The sequence below is a fragment of the Pseudomonas cichorii genome (genome assembly GCF_018343775.1).
Taxonomy (GTDB): domain Bacteria; phylum Pseudomonadota; class Gammaproteobacteria; order Pseudomonadales; family Pseudomonadaceae; genus Aquipseudomonas; species Aquipseudomonas cichorii.
Map to the genome: position 1 here is coordinate 731,328 of NZ_CP074349.1, position 17,345 is coordinate 748,672.

The following is a 17,345-nucleotide window of genomic DNA, read 5'->3' on the forward strand; positions in this document are numbered from 1 at the left end:
TTGCCGGGGCTTTATACCGGTGATGGACGAGAGTTTTCTGGAGCCATTTGCATGAGCAGTATTCAACACTTGATCCACGGTGAGCTGACTTCCGATAACGGACGTACTGCCGATGTGTTCAATCCGTCGACAGGTCAGGCGATTCACCAGGTCGCGCTGGCCAGTCGCGAAACCGTGCAACAAGCCATCGACTCGGCCAAGGCCGCTTTTCCGGCCTGGCGCAACACGCCACCAGCCAAGCGTGCCCAGGTCATGTTCCGCTTCAAGCAATTGCTGGAGCAGAACGAGGCCCGTATCGCCCTGCTCATCAGCGAAGAGCATGGCAAGACCCTTGAAGACGCGGCAGGCGAACTGAAGCGCGGGATCGAAAACGTCGAGTACGCCTGTGCCGCGCCGGAAATCCTCAAGGGTGAATACAGCCGCAATGTCGGCCCGAACATTGATGCCTGGTCGGACTTCCAGCCGTTGGGGATTGTTGCCGGCATCACGCCGTTCAACTTCCCGGCCATGGTGCCGCTGTGGATGTATCCGTTGGCGATTGCCTGCGGCAACTGCTTCATCCTCAAGCCTTCGGAGCGTGATCCGAGTTCTACCTTGTTGATTGCCCAGTTGCTGCACGAAGCCGGTTTGCCCAATGGCGTGCTCAACGTTGTGCATGGCGACAAGGTGGCCGTTGATGCACTGATCGAGGCTCCGGAGGTAAAGGCGCTGAGTTTTGTGGGCTCCACGCCGATTGCCGAGTACATCTATAAGGAAGGCGCTGCACGAGGCAAGCGTGTCCAGGCGTTGGGTGGAGCAAAGAACCACGCGGTACTGATGCCTGATGCCGATCTGGATAACGCCGTCAGTGCTCTGATGGGCGCGGCCTATGGTTCATGCGGCGAGCGCTGCATGGCGATTTCGGTGGCGGTCTGTGTGGGCGATCAGATTGCCGATGCGCTGGTGGCCAAGCTGGTTCCGCAGATCAAGAGCCTGAAGATCGGTGCTGGCACCAGTTGTGGTCTGGACATGGGACCACTGGTGACCGGGCAGCATCGCGATAAAGTCAGTGGCTATATAGACGACGGTGTTCAGTCCGGTGCAACGCTGGTTGTCGATGGGCGTGATATCCGCGTTGCGGGCAATGAAGAAGGCTTCTTCATGGGTGGTTGCCTGTTTGATCGCGTGACACCGCAGATGCGCATCTATAAAGAAGAGATCTTCGGCCCGGTGCTGTGCATCGTGCGCGTCGACAGTCTTGAGCAGGCGATGCAACTGATAAACGAGCATGAATACGGCAACGGCACCTGCATCTTCACCCGCGACGGTGAAGCGGCACGCTTGTTCTGCGATGAAATCGAAGTCGGGATGGTCGGGGTCAACGTTCCGCTGCCGGTGCCGGTTGCCTATCACAGCTTTGGCGGCTGGAAGCGTTCACTCTTTGGCGACCTGCATGCCTATGGCCCGGATGGCGTACGTTTCTATACTCGCCGCAAGGCCATTACCCAGCGCTGGCCGCAGCGTGCAAGTCATGAGGCATCGCAGTTTGCTTTCCCGAGTCTTTAAATAATCAATGCCGGGGATCGTCTTGTTAAGACAGTCCCCGTGTTTATTGGGGGAGCAGAGTTTTATGACAGTATTCTGAAATTAAGTGTTGACGGGCGATTTAATGTCTCTATAATTCGCCCCACTTCCGGCGCAGACGGAACTGAAAAAGCCTTGTAAATCAATAGTTTGCAAGTGTTTAGCGGTTCTGGAGTCGAGTTGGAAGTGCTTCGATCGAGGTTGGATCGACAGCGGTGTGAGAAAGCGTTTGACACAGCCTTCGGGTCCTGTAGAATTCGCCTCCCGCTGACGAGCAACCTGAGGTTGATCGAAGCGCAAGTGGTTGAAGTTGCAAAGGAAACTTTGAAACTTGTTGAAATAACCGCTTGACAGATACAGAGGGCGCTGTAGAATGCGCGCCTCGGTTGAGACGAAAGGCTCAACCCACCGCTCTTTAACAACTGAATCAAGCAATTCGTGTGGGTGCTTGTGGTGTAAGACTGAAGTCAACAGATTATCAGCAACGCAAGTTACTCCGCGAGAAATCAAAGATGTAACCAACGATTGCTGAGCCAAGTTTAGGGTTTTCTCAAAACCCAACGATGTTTGAACTGAAGAGTTTGATCATGGCTCAGATTGAACGCTGGCGGCAGGCCTAACACATGCAAGTCGGGCGGCAGCACAGGTACTTGTACCGGGTGGCGAGCGGCGGACGGGTGAGTAATGCCTAGGAATCTGCCTGGTAGTGGGGGATAACGCTCGGAAACGGACGCTAATACCGCATACGTCCTACGGGAGAAAGCAGGGGACCTTCGGGCCTTGCGCTATCAGATGAGCCTAGGTCGGATTAGCTAGTTGGTGAGGTAAAGGCTCACCAAGGCGACGATCCGTAACTGGTCTGAGAGGATGATCAGTCACACTGGAACTGAGACACGGTCCAGACTCCTACGGGAGGCAGCAGTGGGGAATATTGGACAATGGGCGAAAGCCTGATCCAGCCATGCCGCGTGTGTGAAGAAGGTCTTCGGATTGTAAAGCACTTTAAGTTGGGAGGAAGGGTCGTTACCTAATACGTGACGATTTTGACGTTACCGACAGAATAAGCACCGGCTAACTCTGTGCCAGCAGCCGCGGTAATACAGAGGGTGCAAGCGTTAATCGGAATTACTGGGCGTAAAGCGCGCGTAGGTGGTTCGTTAAGTTGGATGTGAAATCCCCGGGCTCAACCTGGGAACTGCATCCAAAACTGGCGAGCTAGAGTAGGGCAGAGGGTGGTGGAATTTCCTGTGTAGCGGTGAAATGCGTAGATATAGGAAGGAACACCAGTGGCGAAGGCGACCACCTGGGCTCATACTGACACTGAGGTGCGAAAGCGTGGGGAGCAAACAGGATTAGATACCCTGGTAGTCCACGCCGTAAACGATGTCAACTAGCCGTTGGAATCCTTGAGATTTTAGTGGCGCAGCTAACGCATTAAGTTGACCGCCTGGGGAGTACGGCCGCAAGGTTAAAACTCAAATGAATTGACGGGGGCCCGCACAAGCGGTGGAGCATGTGGTTTAATTCGAAGCAACGCGAAGAACCTTACCAGGCCTTGACATCCAGTGAACTTACCAGAGATGGTTTGGTGCCTTCGGGAACACTGAGACAGGTGCTGCATGGCTGTCGTCAGCTCGTGTCGTGAGATGTTGGGTTAAGTCCCGTAACGAGCGCAACCCTTGTCCTTAGTTACCAGCACGTGATGGTGGGCACTCTAAGGAGACTGCCGGTGACAAACCGGAGGAAGGTGGGGATGACGTCAAGTCATCATGGCCCTTACGGCCTGGGCTACACACGTGCTACAATGGTCGGTACAGAGGGTTGCCAAGCCGCGAGGTGGAGCTAATCTCACAAAACCGATCGTAGTCCGGATCGCAGTCTGCAACTCGACTGCGTGAAGTCGGAATCGCTAGTAATCGCGAATCAGAATGTCGCGGTGAATACGTTCCCGGGCCTTGTACACACCGCCCGTCACACCATGGGAGTGGGTTGCACCAGAAGTAGCTAGTCTAACCTTCGGGGGGACGGTTACCACGGTGTGATTCATGACTGGGGTGAAGTCGTAACAAGGTAGCCGTAGGGGAACCTGCGGCTGGATCACCTCCTTAATCGACGACTCAGCTTCACCATAAGCTCCCACACGAATTGCTTGATTCATTGAAGAAGACGATTGGGTCTGTAGCTCAGTTGGTTAGAGCGCACCCCTGATAAGGGTGAGGTCGGCAGTTCGAATCTGCCCAGACCCACCAATTGTTTGGGGCCATAGCTCAGCTGGGAGAGCGCCTGCCTTGCACGCAGGAGGTCAGCGGTTCGATCCCGCTTGGCTCCACCACCTCATGTCAAAGCTTAGAAATGAGCATTCCACCGAAACGGTGCGTGAATGTTGATTTCTGATCTTTATCAGAATCGTTCTTTAAAAATTTGGGTATGTAATAGAAAGTTAGACTGGACCGCACTTTCACTGGTGTGTGTTCAGGCTAAGGTAAAATTTGTGAGTGAATTGCAAATTTTCGGCGAATGTCGTCTTCACAGTATAACCAGATTGCTTGGGGTTATATGGTCAAGTGAAGAAGCGCATACGGTGGATGCCTTGGCAGTCAGAGGCGATGAAAGACGTGGTAGCCTGCGAAAAGCTTCGGGGAGTCGGCAAACAGACTGTGATCCGGAGATGTCTGAATGGGGGAACCCAGCTGTCATAAGACAGTTATCTTGTACTGAATACATAGGTGCAAGAAGCGAACCAGGGGAACTGAAACATCTAAGTACCCTGAGGAAAAGAAATCAACCGAGATTCCCTTAGTAGTGGCGAGCGAACGGGGACCAGCCCTTAAGTGGCTTTGAGATTAGCGGAACGCTCTGGAAAGTGCGGCCATAGTGGGTGATAGCCCTGTACGCGAAAATCTCTTGGTCATGAAATCGAGTAGGACGGGGCACGAGAAACCTTGTCTGAACATGGGGGGACCATCCTCCAAGGCTAAATACTACTGACTGACCGATAGTGAACCAGTACCGTGAGGGAAAGGCGAAAAGAACCCCGGAGAGGGGAGTGAAATAGATCCTGAAACCGTATGCGTACAAGCAGTGGGAGCCCACATTGTTGGGTGACTGCGTACCTTTTGTATAATGGGTCAGCGACTTATATTCAGTGGCAAGCTTAACCGAATAGGGGAGGCGTAGCGAAAGCGAGTCTTAATAGGGCGTTTAGTCGCTGGGTATAGACCCGAAACCGGGCGATCTATCCATGGGCAGGTTGAAGGTTAGGTAACACTGACTGGAGGACCGAACCGACTACCGTTGAAAAGTTAGCGGATGACCTGTGGATCGGAGTGAAAGGCTAATCAAGCTCGGAGATAGCTGGTTCTCCTCGAAAGCTATTTAGGTAGCGCCTCATGTATCACTGTAGGGGGTAGAGCACTGTTTCGGCTAGGGGGTCATCCCGACTTACCAAACCGATGCAAACTCCGAATACCTACAAGTGCCGAGCATGGGAGACACACGGCGGGTGCTAACGTCCGTCGTGAAAAGGGAAACAACCCAGACCGTCAGCTAAGGTCCCAAAGTCATGGTTAAGTGGGAAACGATGTGGGAAGGCTTAGACAGCTAGGAGGTTGGCTTAGAAGCAGCCACCCTTTAAAGAAAGCGTAATAGCTCACTAGTCGAGTCGGCCTGCGCGGAAGATGTAACGGGGCTCAAACCATGCACCGAAGCTACGGGTATCACCTTCTGGTGATGCGGTAGAGGAGCGTTCTGTAAGCCTGTGAAGGTGAGTTGAGAAGCTTGCTGGAGGTATCAGAAGTGCGAATGCTGACATGAGTAACGACAATGGGTGTGAAAAACACCCACGCCGAAAGACCAAGGTTTCCTGCGCAACGTTAATCGACGCAGGGTTAGTCGGTCCCTAAGGCGAGGCTGAAAAGCGTAGTCGATGGAAAACAGGTTAATATTCCTGTACTTCTGGTTATTGCGATGGAGGGACGGAGAAGGCTAGGCCAGCTTGGCGTTGGTTGTCCAAGTTTAAGGTGGTAGGCTGAGATCTTAGGTAAATCCGGGATCTTAAGGCCGAGAGCTGATGACGAGTGTTCCTAGAACACGAAGTGGTTGATGCCATGCTTCCAAGAAAAGCTTCTAAGCTTCAGGTAACCAGGAACCGTACCCCAAACCGACACAGGTGGTTGGGTAGAGAATACCAAGGCGCTTGAGAGAACTCGGGTGAAGGAACTAGGCAAAATGGCACCGTAACTTCGGGAGAAGGTGCGCCGGTGAGGGTGAAGGACTTGCTCCGTAAGCTCATGCCGGTCGAAGATACCAGGCCGCTGCGACTGTTTATTAAAAACACAGCACTCTGCAAACACGAAAGTGGACGTATAGGGTGTGACGCCTGCCCGGTGCCGGAAGGTTAATTGATGGGGTTAGCGCAAGCGAAGCTCTTGATCGAAGCCCCGGTAAACGGCGGCCGTAACTATAACGGTCCTAAGGTAGCGAAATTCCTTGTCGGGTAAGTTCCGACCTGCACGAATGGCGTAACGATGGCGGCGCTGTCTCCACCCGAGACTCAGTGAAATTGAAATCGCTGTGAAGATGCAGTGTATCCGCGGCTAGACGGAAAGACCCCGTGAACCTTTACTATAGCTTTGCACTGGACTTTGAATTTGCTTGTGTAGGATAGGTGGGAGGCTTTGAAGCGTGGACGCCAGTCTGCGTGGAGCCATCCTTGAAATACCACCCTGGCAACTTTGAGGTTCTAACTCAGGTCCGTTATCCGGATCGAGGACAGTGTATGGTGGGTAGTTTGACTGGGGCGGTCTCCTCCTAAAGAGTAACGGAGGAGTACGAAGGTGCGCTCAGACCGGTCGGAAATCGGTCGTAGAGTATAAAGGCAAAAGCGCGCTTGACTGCGAGACAGACACGTCGAGCAGGTACGAAAGTAGGTCTTAGTGATCCGGTGGTTCTGTATGGAAGGGCCATCGCTCAACGGATAAAAGGTACTCCGGGGATAACAGGCTGATACCGCCCAAGAGTTCATATCGACGGCGGTGTTTGGCACCTCGATGTCGGCTCATCACATCCTGGGGCTGAAGCCGGTCCCAAGGGTATGGCTGTTCGCCATTTAAAGTGGTACGCGAGCTGGGTTTAGAACGTCGTGAGACAGTTCGGTCCCTATCTGCCGTGGACGTTTGAGATTTGAGAGGGGCTGCTCCTAGTACGAGAGGACCGGAGTGGACGAACCTCTGGTGTTCCGGTTGTCACGCCAGTGGCATTGCCGGGTAGCTATGTTCGGAAAAGATAACCGCTGAAAGCATCTAAGCGGGAAACTTGCCTCAAGATGAGATCTCACTGGAACCTTGAGTTCCCTGAAGGGCCGTCGAAGACTACGACGTTGATAGGTGGGGTGTGTAAGTGCTGTGAGGCATTGAGCTAACCCATACTAATTGCCCGTGAGGCTTGACCATATAACACCCAAGCAATTTGCGAAGAGCGGATTGCGGTGTAGTGAAGATGACGAACCGAAAGTTTGCGCCACACACACACAAATTACCGAAACAAACCTATTACACACCCATTCGCGGGTACGTACTCAAGTACGCACCGGCTACCGAATTTCTTGACGACCATAGAGCATTGGAACCACCTGATCCCATCCCGAACTCAGCAGTGAAACGATGCATCGCCGATGGTAGTGTGGGGTTTCCCCATGTGAGAGTAGGTCATCGTCAAGATTCAAATTCAGAACCCCCATCTGCATACGCAGGTGGGGGTTTTGTCTTTCTGGTCCCAACCCTTTGTCTGCTGGCTTGCCACATCAAATGTGATGGATTGCTTATGGCAATCCCGGTCGCTTGCCCTTATGGTTTGGCTTCAGGTTTTACTCGTTCGAGTCAAGGAAGCATACATGTCCGTCACAACCTCTCTGAGCGCCGGCTTCATGGTGGTTCATGGCAACCGCCCCGATGAACTGCGCAGTCTGGTTGTCTCCTGGATGCGACGCTATCCCCTTGCTCCTCTGGAAAACGAAATTGCCCTGGTGCAAAGCAACGGCATCGCCCAGTGGCTCAAGCTGGCTCTGGCCGAAGATGCCCAGGATGAAGATCAAGGTGGCTGCGGCATTGCGGCCGCGATAGATGTTCAGCTTCCTGGTAGCTTCATGTGGCAGTTGTATCGCTCTGTACTGGGCCGCAACGAAATCCCGGAAATCTCTCTGCTCGACAAGGCACCGCTGACATGGCGCCTGATGCGCCTCCTGCCGCAACTGATCAACCAGCCCCATTTCGAGCCCTTGCAGCGCTTCCTCACTGACGATACGGACCTGCGCAAGCGCTACCAGTTGTCCGAGCGTCTGGCTGATCTGTTTGACCAATATCAGGTGTACCGTGCCGACTGGCTTAAGGACTGGGCGGAAGGTCGCCATCAACTGCTCAATGTCCGAGGTGAAGCCAAGCCGCTGAGTGCCGCCAATTGCTGGCAGGCTGAACTGTGGCGTGCGCTGCTGGAAGATGTCGGTGCCGAAGGCATGGCCCAGAGCCGTGCCGGTGTTCATCAGCGCTTTCTAGCGCGTATCAACAGCCTTGACGAGGCACCGCCCGGCTTGCCTGCACGGGTGATCGTTTTCGGTATTTCGTCCCTGCCTGCACAGGCACTGGAAGCTCTGGCCGGGTTATCGAAGTTCAGCCAAGTGCTGCTTTGCGTACACAACCCTTGTCGCCATCACTGGGCCGATATCGTGGCCGACAAGGATTTGCTCCGCCATCAATACAAACGTCAGGCACGCAAGAACGGCATGCCAATGGCGCTTGATCCGGAGGCTTTGCACCAGCACGCCCATCCACTGCTCGCCGCCTGGGGCAAGCAAGGCCGTGACTACATAAACCTGCTGGACAGCCATGACGAGCCCAACAGCTACCGCTCCTCTTTCAAGGATGAGCGCATCGACCTGTTCAGCGAGAGCGAGCCGACAACCCTGCTCAACCAATTGCAGGATGACATCCTCGAACTCCGGCCTCTCGACGAAACCCGTGAGCACTGGCCCGCTGTCGACTCCCTGAAGGATCGCTCGATCCGCTTTCACGTAGCCCACAGTGCCCAGCGTGAAGTCGAGGTGCTGCACGATCAGCTACTGGCACGTTTCAGCCGGGACCCAGGCCTGAGGCCACGCGATGTAATTGTCATGGTCCCCGATATCGACAGTTATGCCCCGCATATCCGGGCCGTGTTCGGGCAGATCGATTCTTATGACCAGCGCTTCATTCCCTTCACCCTGGCTGACCAGGGCCAACGTGGCCGCGAGCCACTGCTGATTGCGGTCGAGCATCTGTTGAAGCTCCCCGACAGCCGCTTTCCGGTCAGCGAAATCCTCGACTTGCTTGACGTTCCTGCCTTGCGGGCACGTTTCAAGATTCAGGAGCATGACTTGCCGACCCTGCATCGCTGGATCGAAGGTGCCGGGGTGCGCTGGGGGTTGAATGCACAACAGCGTGCCGGCCTGGGATTGCCCGACGAGCTGGAACAGAACAGCTGGCATTTCGGCCTGCGTCGAATGTTGCTGGGTTATGCCGTTGGAGCAGGTGAAGCTTATGAAGGTATCGAACCCTATGACGAAATCGGCGGGCTGGATGCTGCACTGATCGGCCCACTGGTTGCCTTGATCGACGCATTGCAGGTTGCCCACGCCGAACTGTCCCTGCCCGCGACCCCCGAGCAATGGGGAATACGCTTGCAGGCTCTGGTACAGGTGTTTTTCCAGGCCGAAAGCGAACATGACGATTACCTGCTGGGTCAGCTTGAGACGCTTCGGGAAACCTGGCTGAAGACCTGTGAGACGGTCGATCTGTTCGATGAATTACCACTGACCGTCGTGCGTGAAGCCTGGCTGGCCGGTCTGGACAAGGGCCGTCTGTCACAGCGCTTCCTGGCGGGCTCGGTCAACTTCTGTACCTTGATGCCCATGCGTGCGATTCCTTTCAAAGTGGTCTGTCTGCTGGGCATGAACGACGGCGATTACCCTCGCGCTCAGCCACCACTGGACTTCGACCTGATGGGCAGCGATTACCGTCCCGGTGACCGTTCGCGCCGTGAAGACGATCGTTACCTGCTGCTTGAAGCATTGCTCTCGGCACGGGACCAGCTCTATATCAGTTGGGTCGGCCACAGCATTCGTGACAACAGCGACCGCCCGGCTTCGGTGTTGATCGGCCAGTTACGCGACCATCTGGCCAGCGGCTGGAAACTCGCCTCAGACGATGAGCCTGACAGCAAGCAAGACCCCGGCGAACGTCTGCTCGATGCCTTGACCCTGCATCATCCGCTGCAACCTTTCAGTGCCAGTTATTTCCATGCCGGCACTGGTTATTTCAGTTTTGCCCAGGAATGGCGGCTGCTGCATGAAGACAAACCAGCGCCGATCAGCGTTGCTGCCTTGCCGCCTCACGAGCAGGATGAACCCCTGACGATTGCGCAGTTGCAGGATTTCCTGAGAAACCCGGTCAAGCACTTCTTCAGTCAGCGTTTGAAGATCTACTTCGAGACGGCCGAAGCGCCGGTGCCCGACGAAGAACCTTTTGTGCTCAACGCCCTTGAGCGTTACAGCCTGAGTGAAAGCCTGCTGGCCGCCGCCATGGCCAACCTGGACGATGTCGACTCGGCCTTGCAGGCTCAGGCAATCAAGCTGCAAAGTAGCGGACTGCTGCCCATGGCCGGATTCGGCACTCGCCTTCAGGCTGAACTGATCGAGCCGCTGCCGGGTGTGCTTGAGCTTTATCAGGAGTTGCTGACCCTGTGGCCTGAACCTTTGAGCAGCGCCTTGCCGATGAGCTTTGCCCATAACGATGTGAGCCTCGAAGGCTGGCTGGGCGGGCTGCACAGTAATGGGCAAAACCAGTTGCTGACCGTAACGGTCATCCCCAATGGCATTGGCTCGAAACGAACCCGCAAATGGCACCGGCTGATTCGTCCCTGGGTGACTCATCTGGTCGCCAGCGCCTGTGGTTTGCCGCTCAATACGGCGTTGGTGGCCACCGATGACATGCTCATGCTGGCCCCGCTGGACAGAGACGCGGCCAGCGCAATCCTCAACGACCTGCTGACCACCTGGCTGTTCGGCATGCAGCAGCCTTTGCCGGTAGCGGTCAAGACAGCCTTCGCCTGGCTGGGACAACCTCTGGACAAGGCCGAAGCCGCTGCACGCAAGGCTTACGAGGGCGATGGTGTGACCAGTAATGGTGAACTCGGGGAAAGTACTGCACTGGCCCGGCAGTTCCCGGATTTCAATGCGTTGATGGAAAGCGAAGAGTTCGTTGGCTGGTGCGAAGCACTCTACAAACCGATTTACGAAGCACCCTGGCAGTCTCTGTCCGGCGCGGAGGCCAGCGCATGAGTACCTTGCAAGAACACACCGTTCCTCTGGCACTGCGCTTTCCACTTCGCGGCAGCCAGTTGATCGAAGCCAGCGCCGGTACCGGCAAGACCTTCACCATCTCGGCGTTATACCTGCGTCTGGTGCTTGGCCACGGAGATGAAGCATCAGGTTTTGGCCGCGAGCTATTGCCACCGCAGATCCTGGTGGTGACCTTTACCGATGCTGCGACCAAGGAACTGCGTGACCGGATTCGTACCCGTCTGGCCGAAGCCGCCCGTTTCTTTCGTGACGAAATCCCCGCGCCCGACGACCTGATCGCCGACTTGCGTGCCCAGTTCAGCGCCGAACAATGGCCGGGCTGTGCCAACCGTCTGGATATCGCCGCGCAATGGATGGACGAGGCCGCTGTTTCGACCATTCACAGTTGGTGCCAGCGCATGTTGCGCGAGCACGCTTTCGACAGCGGAAGTCTGTTCACCCAGAGCCTGGAAACCGATCACAGTGACCTGCTGGGCGAAGTGCTGCGCGATTACTGGCGGCGTTTCTGCTATCCCATGAGTGGCGATGCTCTGGACTGGGTGCGGGAAAAATGGGGCGGTCCGGCCGCCTTGCTGCCACGTCTCCGGGGTCTGTTTGGCCGCGAGCGCAGTCAGGTGACTCAAGAGCCGGCCGAGCTGATTCTGGCCTCTCTGCAACAGCGCCGCGAAGCGCTGCAAACGCTGAAAGCGCCTTGGACCGATTGGGCCAATGAACTGCACGCGATTTGTCAGGACGGCGTCAAACGCAAGATCGTCGATGGCCGCAAGATGCAGGAGCGCTACTTTGCGCCCTGGTTTGAAAAGCTCAAGGCCTGGGCCGCCGATGAAACCCAGGAAGTGCTGGAGCTTGGCACCGGCTTCACCCGCCTGACCCCGGATGGTATTGCCGAAGCCTGGAAAAGCGACCCGCCGTCGCACCCGGCTCTGGAGGCCATGCTCGAACTGAAAGCGGCCCTCGACGCTCTGCCCAAACCCGATGCCGCCGTGCTGCAACATGCCGCGCAATGGGTGAGCGCACGCTTTGAAGAAGAGAAGCGTCGTCGTGCCGAAATGGGTTTTGACGACATGCTGCTCAGGCTCGATGCCGCCCTGCAAGGTGCAGGCGGGGAGCGTCTGGCGACGCTGATTCGTGAACAATTCCCTGTCGCGCTCATCGATGAGTTCCAGGATACCGACCCGGTGCAGTACCGGATTTTCGAGAGCATTTATCGCCTTGAAGAGAACGACGAGCAGACCGGCCTGTTTCTGATCGGCGACCCCAAGCAGGCGATTTATGCTTTTCGTGGCGCGGACATCTACACCTACCTGCGCGCCCGTACGGCCACGGCGGGGCGCTGGCACACACTGGACACCAACTACCGCTCCAGCCATGCCATGGTCGAGTCTGCGAATCACATCTTCGATCAGGCCGAGCAACGCGCCGAAGGGCGTGGCGCGTTTCTGTTTCGCGAGGGCGGCAATAACCCGGTGCCGTTTACCAAGGCACTTGCCCAGGGTCGCAAGGAAACCCTGCAGGTCGATGGCGCGCCACTCGCGGCCCTGACGGTCTGGCATCTGCCCAGCGAGCAGCCGGTGTCCGGCACGGTTTATCGCCAGCAACTGGCGGCCAGTTGCGCCAGTGAAATCGTGCGTCTGCTCAAGGGCGGGCAACAAGGGCAGACCGGCTTTGCGGCACCCGATAAAGCGCTACGTGGATTGCTGCCTGCCGACATCGCGATTCTGGTGCGTGATGGCAAGGAAGCTCAGGCCGTGCGTAATGAGTTGGCGACCCGTAACGTGCGCAGCGTCTACCTCTCCGACAAGGATTCGGTGTTCGCGGCGCAGGAGGCCCATGATCTGCTGGCCTGGCTCAAGGCCTGTGCCGAACCGGATGCCGAACGCATCCTGCGCGCCGCGCTGGCCTGCATCACGCTGAACCTGCCGCTGGCCGAACTGGAACGCTTGAATCAGGACGAACTGGCCTGGGAGCAGCGCGTCATGCAGTTCCGCGGCTATCGTAGCCTGTGGCGTCATCAGGGTGTGCTGCCGATGCTGCGCCGTCTGCTGCATGACTTTGCCTTGCCCCAGACACTGATCGCTCGTAACGATGGCGAGCGAGTACTGACCAACCTGCTGCACTTGTCCGAATTGCTGCAACAGGCCGCCGCCGAACTGGATGGCGAACAAGCCTTGATCCGGCATCTGGGCGAGCAACTGGCGTTGTCCGGTCAGGCTGCCGAAGAGCAGATTTTGCGCCTGGAAAGCGATGAGCAACTGGTCAAGGTCGTGACCATTCACAAGTCCAAGGGCCTGCAATATCCGCTGGTGTTTCTGCCGTTCATTTGCTCCACCAAACCGGTGGATGGCAGCCGCTTGCCCTTGCAGTTTCACGATGGCGAAGGCAATGCGCAGATCAGCCTGCAACCCACGCAAGAGCTCATCGAACTGGCCGACAATGAACGTCTGGCCGAAGACCTGCGCTTGCTCTATGTGGCCCTGACCCGCTCCGAGCACGCTTGCTGGCTAGGTGTCGCAGACCTCAAACGCGGCAACCTCAACAGCTCCATGCTGCACCGCTCTGCGTTGGGTTACTTGCTGGGTGGCGGCGTGGCGCTTGGCGAGTCGGCCAACCTGCAACTCTGGCTGCGGGACCTGAGCCAGGGCAGTGAAAGTATTGCCTTGCAGCCAGTCCCCGAACCCACCGCCGACACCTTCAGCCCGCCCCGCAATGAAGCCCGACTCGTCAAGGCATTGATGCCCAAGCGCCGAGCCGCTGAAAACTGGTGGATCGCCTCCTACAGTGCGCTGCGTATCGGCGACACCGTGACCACGAGCGGCGATGTGTCTCCCGACAGTCCGCAAGCGCAGAAGCTGTTCGACGACGAACGCCTGGACCCGCAGGCACCTCGCGAGGTGCTGGCAGCGGGTGACGACATCCACCGTTTTCCCCGTGGTCCCAACCCCGGTACCTTTTTGCATGGTCTGCTGGAGTGGGCAGGCAACGAAGGTTTTGCCGCCGCCGCTCATGACCCTGAACTGCTGAGCGACGCCATTGCTCGTCGCTGCAACCGACGAGGCTGGGAAGGCTGGATCAACACCCTGACCGGCTGGCTGACACACCTGCTCAACATGCCTTTGCACTTGGGCAATGACGTGACGCCGGTCGCCCTGGGGCAACTGGATCAACCCAATCAGTACCGGGTTGAAATGGAGTTCTGGTTCGCCAGCAGCCAGGTCAACGTGACACAGATGGATGAACTCGTGCGTCATTACACCCACGGCAATGCGCCGCGACTGGTGACCCAGACCACTTCGCTCAATGGCATGTTCAAAGGCTTCATCGACCTGACGTTCGAGCATGAAGGGCGCTATTACGTGGCAGACTACAAATCCAACTGGCTGGGCGGCGACGAGACGTTCTACACCGAGCAGTCCATGGAAGCGGCCATTCTCGAAAACCGTTACGACCTGCAATACGTCCTCTACCTGCTGGCGCTGCATCGCCAGCTCAAGGCGCGGCTGGCCGATTACGATTACGACCAGCACATGGGCGGCGCGGTGTACCTGTTCCTGCGTGGCAGTCGTTCGGCCACCCAGGGCGTGTACTTCACCCGACCACCCCGTGAGTTGATCGAGAGCCTGGACCTGTTGTTCCAGGGGCAACCCCTGTCCACCGCCCAGCCTGGAGCGTTCGCATGAGCCGCACGTTTGCCGAACTCTTGCCCGCGCAACTGGATGCCGAGAGCCTGACCCATCTGAACCCGCTGAGCCGGGTCGACGATTTGCTGCTGTTGCTCGACCGCTGGGTGGAGCGTGGCTGGTTGCGGGCGCTGGACCGGGCCTTCGTGGCCTTTCTTGGCGAACTCGACCCGCACGCCGATTCCCGGGTATTGCTGGCGGCAGCCTTGAGCAGCCATCAACTGGGTCATGGGCACGTATGCCTGGATCTGTATGAAACCCTCAAGGAGCCGGATTTCGCCCTGTCATTACCGCCAGAAGGCGACATGCAGAGCGTACCGGTGATGTTGCCCTCACAACTGCTCAAAGGGCTGGATGGCGTGACATGGTGTCAGGCTCTGGCTGACAGTCCTTTGGTCGCATTGGCCGAAGACATGAGCCCGGCTGCTCTGCAAAAGCCGCTGGTGTTGTCTGACCGACGTCTGTACCTGCGCCGTTACTGGACGTATGAGCGCCGCATCGCAGCGGCCTTGCGTCAACGGCTGGCCCAGCCGGAAAGCGCGCCACAGGATCTGGCCCAGCGTCTTGACGCTCTGTTTGGCGCGGCCAGTACTGCGCCTGACGCTGTGATCGACTGGCAGAAACTGGCCTGCGCCCTGGCCACTCGCCGTGGCTTCAGCATCATCACCGGCGGGCCGGGCACCGGCAAGACCACGACCGTGGTGCGCCTGTTGGCCTTGCTGCAAGCGCCCGCCGTGCAGAGCGGTCAGCCGCTGCGCATTCGTCTGGCGGCACCCACCGGCAAGGCGGCGGCGCGGTTGACCGAGTCCATCAGTCAGCAAGTGCAAAGCCTGGACGTCAGTGACGGCGTGCGGCAGAAGATCCCCAGTGAAGTCACCACCGTGCATCGTCTGCTGGGCAGTCGTCCGGGAACGCGGCACTTCCGTCACCACGCCAGTAATCCATTGCCGCTGGATGTGTTGGTGGTCGATGAAGCCTCGATGATCGACCTGGAAATGATGGCCAACCTGCTGGATGCATTGCCGCCCGATGCACGTATGGTGCTGTTGGGCGACAAGGATCAACTGGCGTCTGTGGAAGCGGGCGCCGTGCTGGGAGATTTGTGTCGCGATGCGGAGCAGGGGTTCTACAGCCCGCAGACTCAGGCCTGGCTGGAAGCGATCAGCGGCGAGGATTTGAGCAGAAGCGCGCTGCAACAAGGCGATGCCCAACAGCATCCTCTCGCGCAGCAAGTGGTGATGTTGCGTCACTCGCGGCGTTTCGGGCAGGGCAGTGGTATCGGCCAGTTGTCGCGGCTGGTCAACCAGCAACTGGACCATGAAGCCCGTGGGTTGCTGGCGGCTCGCAGCCACAAAGACCTGTTCAGTCTGGCCCTCAAGGGCGAGCAGGATCAGCGTCTTGAGCGTCTGTTACTCGACGGCCATGACGGCGGGCCTCAGGGGTATCGCCATTACCTGGGCGTGCTGGACGGGCAGCGGCCAGCTGAGGGAGCAGCGCTGGACGATGAATGCTGGACGTGCTGGGCACGTGAGGTATTGCAGGCCTTCGATGCGTTCCAGTTGCTGTGTGCGGTGCGCAAGGGGCCTTGGGGCGTCGAGGGCTTGAACCAGCGCATCACTCAGGCCCTGTCCGGCGCAGGCCTGATCGAAAAGGATCAACTGTGGTACGAAGGCCGCCCGGTTCTGATGACCCACAACGATTACGGCCTTGGCCTCATGAACGGCGACATCGGCATCGCCTTGAACCTGCCGGAGCGCGATGGCTCAGGGAAGCAGGTCTTGCGCGTGGCCTTCCCGCGCAATGACGGCAGCGACGGTGTGCGCTTCGTGCTGCCCAGCCGGCTCAATGATGTGGAAACCGTGTACGCCATGACCGTGCACAAATCCCAGGGCTCTGAGTTCGCCCACACCGCCCTGATCCTGCCCGAAGCCCTTAACCCGGTGCTGACCAAGGAACTGATCTATACCGGTATCACCCGGGCCAAACACTGGTTCAGCCTGATCGAGCCACGCCAGGGCGTGTTCGAGGAGGCGCTGCGCCGCAAGGTCAAGCGCCTGAGCGGGTTGATGCTGGGGCTTTAGCGAAACCGTCAGAGGACGCCTGCCGACTCAGTGATTGTCGGCACCGCGTCTGAAGAACAGCGTCACTTGTCCCAGCTCGACCCCGAACTTCGACATGAACGAGCGATTGATCAGCGTGTCCTCGTCCATCAGGTACATCCAGTCGTCGAACTGCACCGGGTAGAATTTGCCATCGACCTCCAGGTTGAGGGTGTAGCGCCAGCGCAGTGCATTGCCTGCCACTTCGCCAATGGCCTCGCCGATGACATCGCCTGCGGTTCCTTTCCAGCGCCCCGGCCCGTCCGGTGTCAGGGTCCAGACCCGGCGTTGCAGCGTACCGTCGCTGTAGACAAAGTGTTCGTCGAGGATCAACTGCTCGCCTTGTTTACGGCCTTCGATGGTGACCGTAAAGCGTTTGACCACTTCACCCGAACGCTTCTGAAACATGCCCCAGGCCTTTACCGGTTGCGAGAAAAAAGCAGGCAGATCCAGCTCGGGTTTCTCGTTACGGTACTGGCCGACTTCGATGCTGGAGCAACTGCTGAGCAACAGACAGCAAGCCAGTAGCCAGGACTTCCACATTGCGACGTGATTCATTGCTTTTTCCTCGGAAGGCGCTGGTGCAGTTGAATTCTTGGTGGACAGCGATATCGACCT

Annotated in this window: 5 protein-coding genes, 2 tRNA genes and 3 rRNA genes; 9 read left to right on the plus strand and 1 reads right to left on the minus strand. The window is 57.5% G+C overall.

Going from position 1 to position 17,345, the window contains the following annotated elements; genetic code table 11:
• The first annotated feature begins 51 nt into the window (after positions 1-51).
• The 9 genes from KGD89_RS03255 (at position 52) to recD (ending at position 16,709) form a co-directional block, all read left to right on the plus strand.
• A complete protein-coding gene (locus KGD89_RS03255) occupies positions 52-1,545 on the plus strand; it encodes a CoA-acylating methylmalonate-semialdehyde dehydrogenase (RefSeq protein ID WP_025258394.1) in 1,494 nt (497 codons plus the stop codon).
• Positions 1,546-2,132: 587 nt separating this feature from the next.
• Positions 2,133-3,671 (plus strand): 16S ribosomal RNA (locus KGD89_RS03260).
• A gap of 64 nt (positions 3,672-3,735) precedes the next feature.
• A tRNA-Ile gene (locus KGD89_RS03265) sits at positions 3,736-3,812 on the plus strand.
• A gap of 7 nt (positions 3,813-3,819) precedes the next feature.
• A tRNA-Ala gene (locus KGD89_RS03270) sits at positions 3,820-3,895 on the plus strand.
• A gap of 226 nt (positions 3,896-4,121) precedes the next feature.
• A 23S ribosomal RNA gene (locus KGD89_RS03275) occupies positions 4,122-7,013 on the plus strand.
• A 151-nt stretch (positions 7,014-7,164) separates the two neighbouring features.
• Positions 7,165-7,280, plus strand: a 5S ribosomal RNA gene (gene rrf / locus KGD89_RS03280).
• Together the 16S, 23S and 5S rRNA genes with 2 tRNA genes alongside form the textbook arrangement of a ribosomal RNA operon.
• Positions 7,281-7,453: 173 nt before the next feature.
• A complete protein-coding gene (recC, locus tag KGD89_RS03285; protein ID WP_025258395.1) occupies positions 7,454-10,930 on the plus strand; it encodes an exodeoxyribonuclease V subunit gamma in 3,477 nt (1,158 codons plus the stop codon).
• Positions 10,927-14,628, plus strand: coding sequence for an exodeoxyribonuclease V subunit beta (gene recB / locus KGD89_RS03290; protein WP_038399742.1), 3,702 nt, complete (start codon positions 10,927-10,929; stop codon positions 14,626-14,628). Before recC ends, recB begins: the two co-directional genes overlap by 4 nt.
• Complete coding sequence (recD, locus tag KGD89_RS03295; RefSeq protein WP_025258397.1) at positions 14,625-16,709, plus strand: exodeoxyribonuclease V subunit alpha; 2,085 nt, start codon at positions 14,625-14,627, stop codon at positions 16,707-16,709. Before recB ends, recD begins: the two co-directional genes overlap by 4 nt.
• Positions 16,710-16,736: 27 nt before the next feature.
• On the opposite strand, the gene KGD89_RS03300 is transcribed toward recD, so the two are convergent.
• Positions 16,737-17,270 carry a DUF3833 domain-containing protein gene (locus tag KGD89_RS03300; protein WP_025258398.1) on the minus strand — a complete coding sequence of 178 codons (534 nt, stop codon included), beginning with the start codon at positions 17,268-17,270 and terminating at the stop codon, positions 16,737-16,739.
• Positions 17,271-17,345 lie beyond the last annotated feature (75 nt).